Source organism: Zwartia panacis (genome assembly GCF_030410395.1).
GTDB lineage: Bacteria > Pseudomonadota > Gammaproteobacteria > Burkholderiales > Burkholderiaceae_B > Zwartia > Zwartia panacis.
Genome location: NZ_JAUHHF010000021.1, coordinates 1 through 10,588, shown reverse-complemented (window position 1 = coordinate 10,588; position 10,588 = coordinate 1). Strand labels below are relative to the sequence as shown.

The 10,588-nt window shown below is 33.2% G+C and carries 7 protein-coding genes; 6 read left to right on the top strand and 1 reads right to left on the bottom strand.

What is annotated here, in order from left to right; genetic code table 11:
- The first annotated feature begins 317 nt into the window (after positions 1-317).
- From QWY30_RS15685 to QWY30_RS15660, 6 genes are all read left to right on the top strand, one after another.
- Positions 318-1,052, top strand: coding sequence for an FkbM family methyltransferase (locus QWY30_RS15685; protein ID WP_290242611.1), 735 nt, complete (start codon positions 318-320; stop codon positions 1,050-1,052).
- Between the two features lie 478 nt (positions 1,053-1,530).
- The gene (locus QWY30_RS15680) at positions 1,531-2,730 is read left to right on the top strand and encodes a glycosyltransferase family protein (protein ID WP_290242610.1); all 1,200 of its coding nucleotides are present in this window, start codon (positions 1,531-1,533) and stop codon (positions 2,728-2,730) included.
- Positions 2,727-3,827, top strand: a complete 1,101-nt coding sequence (locus QWY30_RS15675; protein ID WP_290242608.1) for a glycosyltransferase family 10 domain-containing protein — start codon at positions 2,727-2,729, stop codon at positions 3,825-3,827. Before QWY30_RS15680 ends, QWY30_RS15675 begins: the two co-directional genes overlap by 4 nt.
- Before the next feature lie 74 nt (positions 3,828-3,901).
- On the top strand, positions 3,902-4,747 hold the full coding sequence (locus tag QWY30_RS15670; RefSeq protein WP_290242606.1) for a glycosyltransferase family protein: 846 nt from the start codon (positions 3,902-3,904) through the stop codon (positions 4,745-4,747).
- 33 nt (positions 4,748-4,780) lie between these two features.
- On the top strand, positions 4,781-6,844 hold the full coding sequence (locus tag QWY30_RS15665) for an acyltransferase family protein (protein ID WP_290242605.1): 2,064 nt from the start codon (positions 4,781-4,783) through the stop codon (positions 6,842-6,844).
- Positions 6,845-6,904: 60 nt separating this feature from the next.
- Entirely contained in the window at positions 6,905-8,848 is a 1,944-nt protein-coding gene (locus QWY30_RS15660; RefSeq protein WP_290242604.1) for an ArnT family glycosyltransferase, read from the top strand.
- A gap of 7 nt (positions 8,849-8,855) precedes the next feature.
- On the opposite strand, the gene QWY30_RS15655 is transcribed toward QWY30_RS15660, so the two are convergent.
- Positions 8,856-10,427, bottom strand: coding sequence for a hypothetical protein (locus tag QWY30_RS15655; protein WP_290242603.1), 1,572 nt, complete (start codon positions 10,425-10,427; stop codon positions 8,856-8,858).
- Positions 10,428-10,588: the final 161 nt, after the last annotated feature.

Below are 10,588 nucleotides of genomic sequence, written 5' to 3'. Positions count from 1 at the left end.
CTGCGCAAAAAGCGTCTTGCCGACGTTCATGAGACATCCCCCAGAGGCTAACCCCTAGGAAAATACCCAAAAATGATGAATTTGAATTCAAATCGGCACCAAATAAAATCGGCCGCTAGGCCACGCCAATATTGGCTTTTACTGATTAACAACCCGGTTTAACCGGACACTACTGAGATATGTACTATAGCCAAAATTGATTGCGAACTGTGGCTAAGCTCAGTCTAACCGTTGCCCGTGAAGGTTGCAGAAAAATACGGGCTTACATCTAATCAAAATTAAAACATAATTACGAGAGTGATCAAGTTGAAAGGGATATGACAATGCCTAATAAGTGCTCAATAAGGTCAATCATAAAGGGACTAACCCCCCCCATGCTATGGAGGTTACTTAGGGATGTAAAACTGAAAGTTAAAAAATACCACGGCGCAGAACAGATAGATGCAATCGTCGAAAAATATCTAAATTACCGCGACGGCTATTACGTTGAGTTGGGAGCTGCAGATGGAATCGGATTTTCCAATACCTTATTTTTCGAGTTACATAAAAACTGGTCAGGAATATTAATCGAACCATCACCGAACAACTTTTTACAATGCTTGTCAAATAGATCTAATCGAAACTCATTTTTTTGCAACGCATGTACATCCTTTGATTACAATGAAAAATTCGTAGAAATGATTTATGCCCACTATATGTCTGCCGCGATTGGACTAGAATCCGATATTGCCGATCCCGCTGAGCATGCTATGAGTGGTTCACATTATTTAGCTGCAGATACCGAAAGGATTTTTAGGTACGGGGCTATCGCTCGGCCCTTAAACGAATTATTGGATGAGGCGCGCGCACCAAAATTAATTGATTTTTTGTCTCTAGATGTAGAGGGTGCGGAAATCGAGGTGCTGAAAGGGGTTGACCATGAGGCGTATAGGTTTAAGCTTATGTGCATAGAGACGCGAAGTCCAGAAGTATTGACAGCGTATCTAAATCAATACGGCTATATTCATAAAGAAAAAATTAGCCACCACGATCATATATTTCTGTTGAAGTAACGTCAGAAAAATAAGTTATTCAGAGCACCGAATTAAATGAAAATAAAAATTAATTTTAAGAGATTTAAAGATTAACAGTTTAATTGATGACTTCAATCGCGAGTTATTGGAAACAAAAATTGATTTCTCGCTTTAATCATCATGGGTGATTATGGCATTAAGATTGCAGCCAAAGGTGTCGGCCTAATTGATAACTATTATGTGACTTGTACGCCGGAAATACGCAAGCAAAACGGCTTTTATGATATTGTTAAGGCAATTTGTGATGATCTCGAATAATGTGTTGAGTAAACTCAAAAGCGAATACATTAAACCATGTTCGAACAGATCTGTTCAGGAGTTAGAGGCTTTGAAATACGTTAAAAACAATTAAGTCATCGCGATAACCCTGTGCCCAAATAATAATTATATTGACTGACAAATGATCACATGATTAATAAAGTCATAAAAAAATAGTGTATTATTAATCGAAAATTCTATGTCAATTCAAATCACTCGCTCGAGAAAACTGATTAACCGAATACAAGCCAAACTAAGACTTGATAAAGCTTACGACTTTTTGTCTATAAAGTATCAAAAATATCAAAGACAACGAAGCTATTTAAAGCTCGGCAATCAAAATGCATTAACAGTTTATTATCATTATCGGTCTGTGAACACGCACCCTTACATCGCTGAACGAATGCATGGAGAGTGTGCTCCATTAGCTTGGTCTAACTACCCAGAAGCGGACGTCGCACATTTTCTGCAGAAACCTGAAAGTGTTGCCAAGCCATATTACATAGAGCCCAATGATCAAATATTGACCCCTGGTGTTTATTTCGGCGCAAGGAAACCTTTTGAGATTGTAAAGAGATTAGATGATATCAAGAGTTTAATTGCATCTGATAAATTCAAAGGGTTATTAATTGGCGATGACGATTTAGAAGCACAGTTTGTGCATTATTTCGGCACTGATCTAATTCACAAGCTTTATAAATACCCACAAATGCGATGTATTCCTAGAAAAAAAACTGAAGAAATAAAATGTCATACAGGACAGAATAGACTACATTTTTTATTTTTAGCTTCAGACTATAAATTAAAAGCGGTAGGTTTACTAATTGAATCTTGGTTAAGTATCAGGCAACCAGATGATGCAATCTTAACTATTGCTTGCCCTAATATTCCAGAAAAGGAATTAGATAATTTAAGATCTGTAAAATCAATCAAGATTATTAAAGAAGCCCCACTTTCAGTAAAGACGAAAAAAATATTATTATTAAATGCTGATATAAGTATCTGCTTGACTCATGTCGATGGGGGGGCTAACGCGATGGAAGGCATCGAATATGGGCATCCTATTATCACTAACACTTTCCATAGAAGTAACTTTTTGACAAAAAATCAGAATGGAGTAGTTGTTGATTTCCCTAATCAATTTTATCGTTTAGGCGAATACGGCTTTCGCTTCAATAGTATTGAAGAATATATGGCTAATGTTGAATCAGAAATGGTTCAAGGCAGATATGATCTTGCAAAAAGAAGCTTGGCTGAGAAAATACAAGCATATATTGATAGCCCTGAGCTAGTCTACGAGCACTCGGTCAAATCCTTGCAGTTGGCTAACGAGCAGTCAGTTGTAAAATCAAACGAACGACTGCTTGAAATATACCGTGAAGGTATTTTTAAGCCATGATCACTATAAAACTGTCACTGCCTGGTTTTGAGGCTGCAGATATCAGTCAATTTATTGGTCGTACTGATAATTCGGTCAGAGATTGTGTTTTTTTTATTAATCGTGATGACGTAAGAACTGCAGATTATTGGTTTTGTTTAGAGGCACCTTATAAACCTATCGAAACCTGTCATATTCAAAAGAAAAATGTATTCTTTCTTACTGCAGAAGTCGCATGGCCCCGATTTTTTTATGACGGGGAGTTAAGGAAAAATTTTTTAGCACAATTTGCCAGAGTTTATACCTGTCATGATATTTATGCAGACAATGTTTTTTTTGGCTTGCCGTACTTGCCATGGATGATCAATGCAAATCATGGCCAATCGATTTTTTCAGCACATGATAGAGACCGTAATTTTTTTGAAGAGCTCACTTTTCTCCCCAAAAAAAAGACTTTATCTGTGTTTTGTTCGAATCAGATTTGGACAGAAGAGCATCAACTAAGGCTTAAATTCGTTAAAGCCCTAAAAGCACACTTTGGTGATCAAATTGACTGGTTTGGCAATGGAGTCCAAACGTTAGAGCAAAAATGGGAGGGCATTTCGCCTTACAAATACCATATTGCGATAGAAAACCAGTCTCGTAATGATGTAATTACCGAAAAATTATATGACGCATTCTTAGGGTTGGCATATCCCATCTATTATGGGGCACCCAATGCCAGCGAGTACTTTGACTCAAAGTCATTTTCAACTATTGATATAGTCGACTTAAAAGGCTCAATTAAAAAAATTGAGAAAATAATTGAAAGTGATTTATATGAGAAACGTTTAAACGCAATTATTGCCTCGAAGAACCTTGTGTTGAGCAAATATAATTTATTCGAGCGAATTGCGGATATTTGTCTGGTCGATCAATCGACTACGCTGCATGCAGATCAGGGGATTAAAGAAAATGTGACTTTAATGGCGATGAATCAATTCGATGTAAAGCAAGACTTAAGTGGACTAATGAGAAAAAATAAATTTAGCCTGATTTTAAAGCGATTGTTATATTACTATCCTGGCCACTTACTAAAGAAAATAAGTACTCGTTTACTGCAGCAATATAATAAATGATGCCGAAACAAGACATTGATGATTCAATTTCGCCAGTCTATATTTTCTGATATCAATTGAATTGGGTGATTGAAATGTCAGTATACAAAAAATCTGTTGTCTTCATTGTTTTCAATCGACCTGATAAAACAAAAGAAACACTGAATGCTCTCAGACAAGTATATTTGATTGAACAATTTAATCTAATTGTTATTCGGCAGGAAGGATCCGAAGAAGTCAAACAAATCATAGACGCAATATCGTGGATTGATACAACGCACCATGTTATTAACTATCACTCACAGAGTAGCGTGAAGTACCGTATCAATAATAATGTCCGAACGGGCCTCGAAATAGCTTTTGCTAACATTGACTGCGAATATACGGTTGTTGTTGAGGATGACATCTTACTTGGCTATGATTTCTTTAATTTTTGCGATGTCATGCACGCACGTTATGCCAACGACAAAAAATTCAGGGCAATCAATGCCTTTTCAAAAGAGCCGAAGCAACGCGATATGCTTTGGTCATATGGAAAGTTCCGCTATGGAATTGGCAAAGGCTGGTCAGTCAGTCGTTCCGCGTGGAATACCTTATCAAAGTATTGGAAGCCTGGCGTTGATCAACATTTTGATTATTTGATAGAAGAGTGGACGCTTCAAGGTTTTGTTGTGATGCCGTATTGCAGTCGTTCGCTTGATATTGGTTGGGGAGAGGGAAGCTCACACGGGCCAAAGGATGAGTTTGATGAGCATTGGGTTGCGATGAGAAAGAGCTGGGTTGGTAGCAACCCGTTTCCGATCGAGGATTATCAGTGTGTTGAACACTTGCCTTTTACATGGCGAAGTGACTGCGTGTCATATGAAAATAATTTTAGTCAGTTTTTAAAACTGTATCGTTTAAAAATCAAAATTCTATTAAAGAAGATACTGCGCCGGTAGACGGGTAACTAAAACTAATTTTTTATTATGATAATGCCAACTTTTGTAAATAATAAAAATAAAGCTAATAATAATGCCTATAGACCAGATATTGATGGGCTAAGAGCCATTGCAGTGTTGCTTGTTATAGGATTTCACGCATCACCTAATTGGATTAAAAGCGGTTTTATTGGCGTAGATATATTTTTTGTTATATCAGGCTACTTAATAACAAAAAATATCGTAGGGGATTTGAGTAAAGATAAATTTGAATTTATTGATTTTTATTCAAGAAGAGCGAGAAGAATATTTCCTGCACTAATTTTGGTATTGTTATTTAGCGGGTTAATTGGTTGGATTTATTTATTAGGCCCTGAGTTTAAACAACTAGGAAAACATATCGCAGGCGGTGCAATCTTTATTGAAAATATTTTATATTTTAATGAGGTTGGGTATTTTGATGCGGATGCTTACACAAAGCCTTTGTTAAATTTATGGTCATTAGGGATAGAGGAGCAATTTTATATTTTTTGGCCATTATTTTTGTGGATATGTTGGAGAAAAAATACAAATATATATATTTGTATTTTAATAATAACAATCATTTCGTTTGGTCTTAATATTTACGAAACAACAAATCAGCACGAGGGTTTATACTATTTACCGCAGACAAGATTCTGGGAGCTCGGAGCAGGGGCATTGTTAGCATGTTTTCAAAATAAAGAGTGGTTTGCAGATAAAAAATATAAAAAAATCAAATCCTTTAATTCTTTATCATTTGAAAGTATTAAAATAAATAACAAAATTATCAATAATAATATTATTTCATTGATTGGCACTGCTTTAATAGCTTTTGGTCTATTAATGATAAATACTAAAGTGATTTTTCCAGGATGGTGGGCGTTAGCGACTGTTATAGGTACGGTTTTAATAATACAGTCTGGGAAGAATACTTTATTAAATGAGTACGTACTGTCAAATAAAGTACTAGTTTATATAGGTTTAATAAGTTTCCCTTTGTATCTTTGGCATTGGGTGCTTTTAAGTTTTGGAAAAATTATATATGTTGAGGGATTTACTTTTGCAACTAGGCTAATACTAGTTGGGATTTCATTTTTATTTGCTTGGCTGACATATCAATACATTGAAAAACCTATTAGATATGCACACAAGGTAAAGATAAGGATAGAAATAATTTATACAATTCTAGCTTTGGTATTTATTTTTGGAATTACAATATATTTAAATAATGGATTTCCTAATCGTAAATTTGCTAAAAATTACAGTCTATTAGTATCAGCTTTTAACGATTGGAATTGGAAAGAAGGAATGTTGGAGAAATCTCTCAGTAATGGGAATACGTATAACGTAACAAATAATGAAGAAGTTAAAATTGCATTCATTGGAGACTCTCATGTACAACAATTCGGTCCAAGGATTGTAAAATTATTTAAAGAAGGTGGATTTAAAAATTCCGCTTTTTATACAATTCCTGGGTGCCCACCCATTCCTAACGTTTATGATGATAAACATCCACAATGCAGAAGTTTTATTTCAAATATAAATTTATTCTTAAACGAAAACCCTCAGGTTCAAAAAATAGTTATTGGAGCTTGTTGGAATTGCTACTATGAAACTGAGGCTAGTGAAGTTACAAACTACAATAACTTTAATTATTATTATGAAGAAAAAAATATAAGATATTATTTTAGAGATATATCAAAGGAAGGCGTTAAGCAATCAAAACTAGAACTTGAAAAGTATATTTCAGAATTATCAAAAAAGTATAAGGTATATTTATTATTAGATAATCCTATGAATGATTTATTCGATCCAAGAAAAATCATAGGTAATAGATTGAACTTAGTAGACCTTGAATCGATTAAAAATCACATCCCTATTTCTGAAATACAGTTCAGTTTAAATAATGAATTGAAATTGATAGCTGAAAAATCAAGTGCCTTTTACTTGGATCAATTGAAATATCTATGCCCTGATAATTTATGCATAAGATTATATAATGGCGGTATGCCAGTTTATAATGATGACTCGCATTTGAGGCCTGGTTATGTAAGAAATCAAGTAAAAATATTTGATGGAATTTATCCAAAACCATAGTTTGTTTGTTTAAGAATAGCTTTCAAAGTTCGTGAATTCAAAAATATCGAAAACGAAAAAATGAATAATATACGTGAAAGATATATATTTAATGTAGCCTTACTAGCTGTATTAATATTAGTAATAACTGAAATATTAAGCCTATACGGCTTGATTGATTCAAAAAACATACAGACAATTTGGGTAGTAGTAATAATTTTTTGGATTATTAAAGAGTGTTTTTACATTAAAAAAAATAAAAATAACTTTGTAATAAAATCAGATTTAACTGATTTTAATAATCAAAAAATCTTATATATTTATTTAGGCTACATAGTCACTGTACTGTTAATCACATGGGTCTTAGCGTGGTACTCCCCCCCTAATACGTATGATTCAATGACTTATCATATGAGTCGTGTGATGCATTGGATTCAAAACAGATCTGTAGATTTTTACCCCACATCAATATTAAGGCAATTATTTTCAAGCCCATGGTCAGAGTATGCCATTCTTAATTTGCAGCTATTGAGCAATTCCGATAGATATGCAAATTATGTTCAATGGTTAAGCATGGCAAGTTCATTAATAGTTGTTTCAACTATAGCAAAACAGCTTGGAGCTTCTCTAAAAGGCCAAATTTATTCAGCTGTTCTTTGTGCAGCTTTACCCATGGGGATATTGCAAAGTACTTCAACACAAACAGATTATGTTGTAGCACTTTGGATAGTTTGTTTTGTACATTATTGCTTAAGTATTAGAGTAGAAATCAATTTGATTAACGCTGTAGGGGCTGGAATTTCTCTTGGTTTAGCTCTTTTAACAAAACCAACTGCGTATATTTTTTGCCTTCCATTTTTAGTTTGGGTTATTGCATCAAAAATAAAATACTTAACTTGTAAAAATATTGTTTTGCTGATGCTAATACCGATCACTGTAATTTTAATAAATAGTGGGCATTATTATAGGAATTATAAGTTAGTTGGTTCGCCATTAGGTCAAACAACAGAAACTGGAAATTATTCATATGCAAGCGAAATCATCACCCCCGCTACCGTTATTTCAAATTTAGTGCGAAATATAGGATTGCATATTGAAACTGGCACATTTTTAGATAAAAAAATAGAAAAAGTAATTTCTAAAATACATGTATATATTGATATTGATAAAAATGATAGAAGAATATCGTGGCCAGAATATGAATTTAAACTACAAGGACTAATGAAACATGAGGATTATGCAGGAAATTATATACACATACTTTTGTTAGCGATAGGTATTGGAGTATATTTTTTATTTTTATCACGCAATATAAAAATCACTTTGTATATCTTGTGTGCTTTAAGCGGATTCATTATTTTTTGTGGATATTTAAGATGGCAACCATGGCACAGTCGTTTACATCTTCCACTATTTGTAATATTGACTCCTTTTATTGGCTATATCATTGAAAAATTACAAAATTATCAAATTAAAGATATTATATTAATCAGACTCCCTTTCTTTGCACAAAAATTACCGAAATTAACTAAAATATTTTCGAAATTAGAGTTAATCCAAGTTGGCAATATTATGCTTTGTGCAGCGATATATTGGTCAATATCATTTTTAATAACATCAGTAAACAAGCCATTTTTAGGTTCGAATAGTGTATTTAATATATCGCGAGATGATCAGTATTTCTCTGGAAATAATAAAATTCAAAATTCTTATAAGGAAGCAGCTGATTACTTAAATAAGTCAGACTGTAAGTCAATTGGATTATTGGGGTTTGGAAATGATTGGGAGTATGCCTTATGGGTTTTAATTAATAAAAATTCAACTGAGAAAAAACAAATTAATCATATTGAAGTTACTAATCAATCAATAAAAACATATTCAGACAGTAAGATTAATTCTTTGTATTCAAATTTGTGTGCATTTATTGTCCCCGCATGGGCGACAACAAATCCCGTTCTCTTAGCAAATAGAAATTTTTATATAGTTTGGAAAAGTGATTCGCTAAAAATATATATGCCAAAATAAAAAAATATCATTTGCAACTATAATTTTTATTAATCTCTAATAATGTAAATTTTGTATTTTTAAAAATTAAATGTCCCCCTCCATTGGGTCCGAATTGATCGAATAGACTTTCAAAGTTAGTCTCTGGGGGATTAATTAAAAACAGAAATTTCGGTTTATACACATTAATAATTCTGCAGCGTGTCTCAGCGGAGGTGTTTAAATCAAAAAAACTAACCATATCATTTGTTCTGGATATGACATCTTTTACAAGGGGAGCAGGAAGCATTGTTGCAATAACCTTTCCACTAAAGGCAGGAATGATCCATGAGGAATTTAAATCTGCAATGATGAGATCGTGCTGACCGGTATACCTTTTCAAAAAAGTATATTCAGAGAACGTTATTTCATTAAAAATTGGACGGCCAATTCGAATACTGTTTGCGATGGTTAAAGCGCGCTGAGTTGATTCCTTTAGCCAGGAAGCGTTAAATATAACCAATAGAATTATAAAAATTAGTTGCGTAAATAAATAAATATTGCGATTGAAGTTTTTTAGCTTCAACTCTTTCTTGATAATGAGTATTGCAATAAAAATATTAACGATTATCAATATAAAAGATATAGATCTTCCGTATGCATATCTTTGAAAAAAGTAACCGTATAAGTAAATGCCAATTAAGATAAATAATGAAAATAGTATAACACGATATTGTTTTTCGAAAAGTATATTAAATATAAACGGAATAAAAATAAGTGATGGCCAAATATTATCTAAAATATTAGAATACAAATTAATATTTAAAGCATGATAAGTATTGCCACCTGAAAACATTAGATTGACAATTGAGAAAAATGGCCAAAAACTTGACAATAAAAAAGTAAGAAAGAAAAGAAAAGTAAAGCTAATAAGTGAAGAAATTCTTTTATCGGCAAGTGCTTGTGCTAAAAAACCCGTAAATAAAAAAATTGTGGTGAGAGGGTGAGATAATATCGAAAAAGTGGTGATTGCTAGCAATGGATATAGTAGAACATTTCTAGACTGTTTCAATCTTAAAAAGTTTAGATAAAAACCAATAAAAGATAGTCCCATTACAAAGGTAGATGGTAGTGGCATTACACTTAAGAAAATTTCGCTATTGTAAAAACCACTAAATTGCCAAGGATTATCGCCATGCAAAAGCAATATCAATAAGACAGTATAAAAACAGATCCCGTTCTTATTTTTATTATCAATGGTTGAAATAAATAAATATAATCCAGCAAAAAAAAGACTGTAATTAATAATACTAAATAACGCGAGACTGGTGATTTGGTCTAAACCGACCGCTAAGCCAAACAGTGCAACTATAAAGGTGTATGGATTTAAGAAAACATGGGGATCTGTCGTTAAAAACTGTGGATGCCCGGGACTAAAGGGGCTATTCATGAAGGCGCGTATATCTGAGGCATGCTCCCAGAAATCATCAACCCAAATGCCATTTGTGGAATTAACTGAAATTTTGAATAGAAGAATGATGAAAAGTAAAGGCAGTCTATTCTTGATCAAATAATCAATAAATGATAGTGCCAAGATTTTAAAACTAGGTAAAATATTCATTTAAAAGCTTTAAGATTAAACTGTTGTAATAATGCAGTAGCGTCCGGTTAATTTCCGAATAAATTCAATTGGTTAGCGGAGTCGAGTAAATCAGATGTGAGTGTATCGCCCTGAAAGGCGCTTGAAAGCTCAGTTTTCTCAAATACCGACACCGATAATAT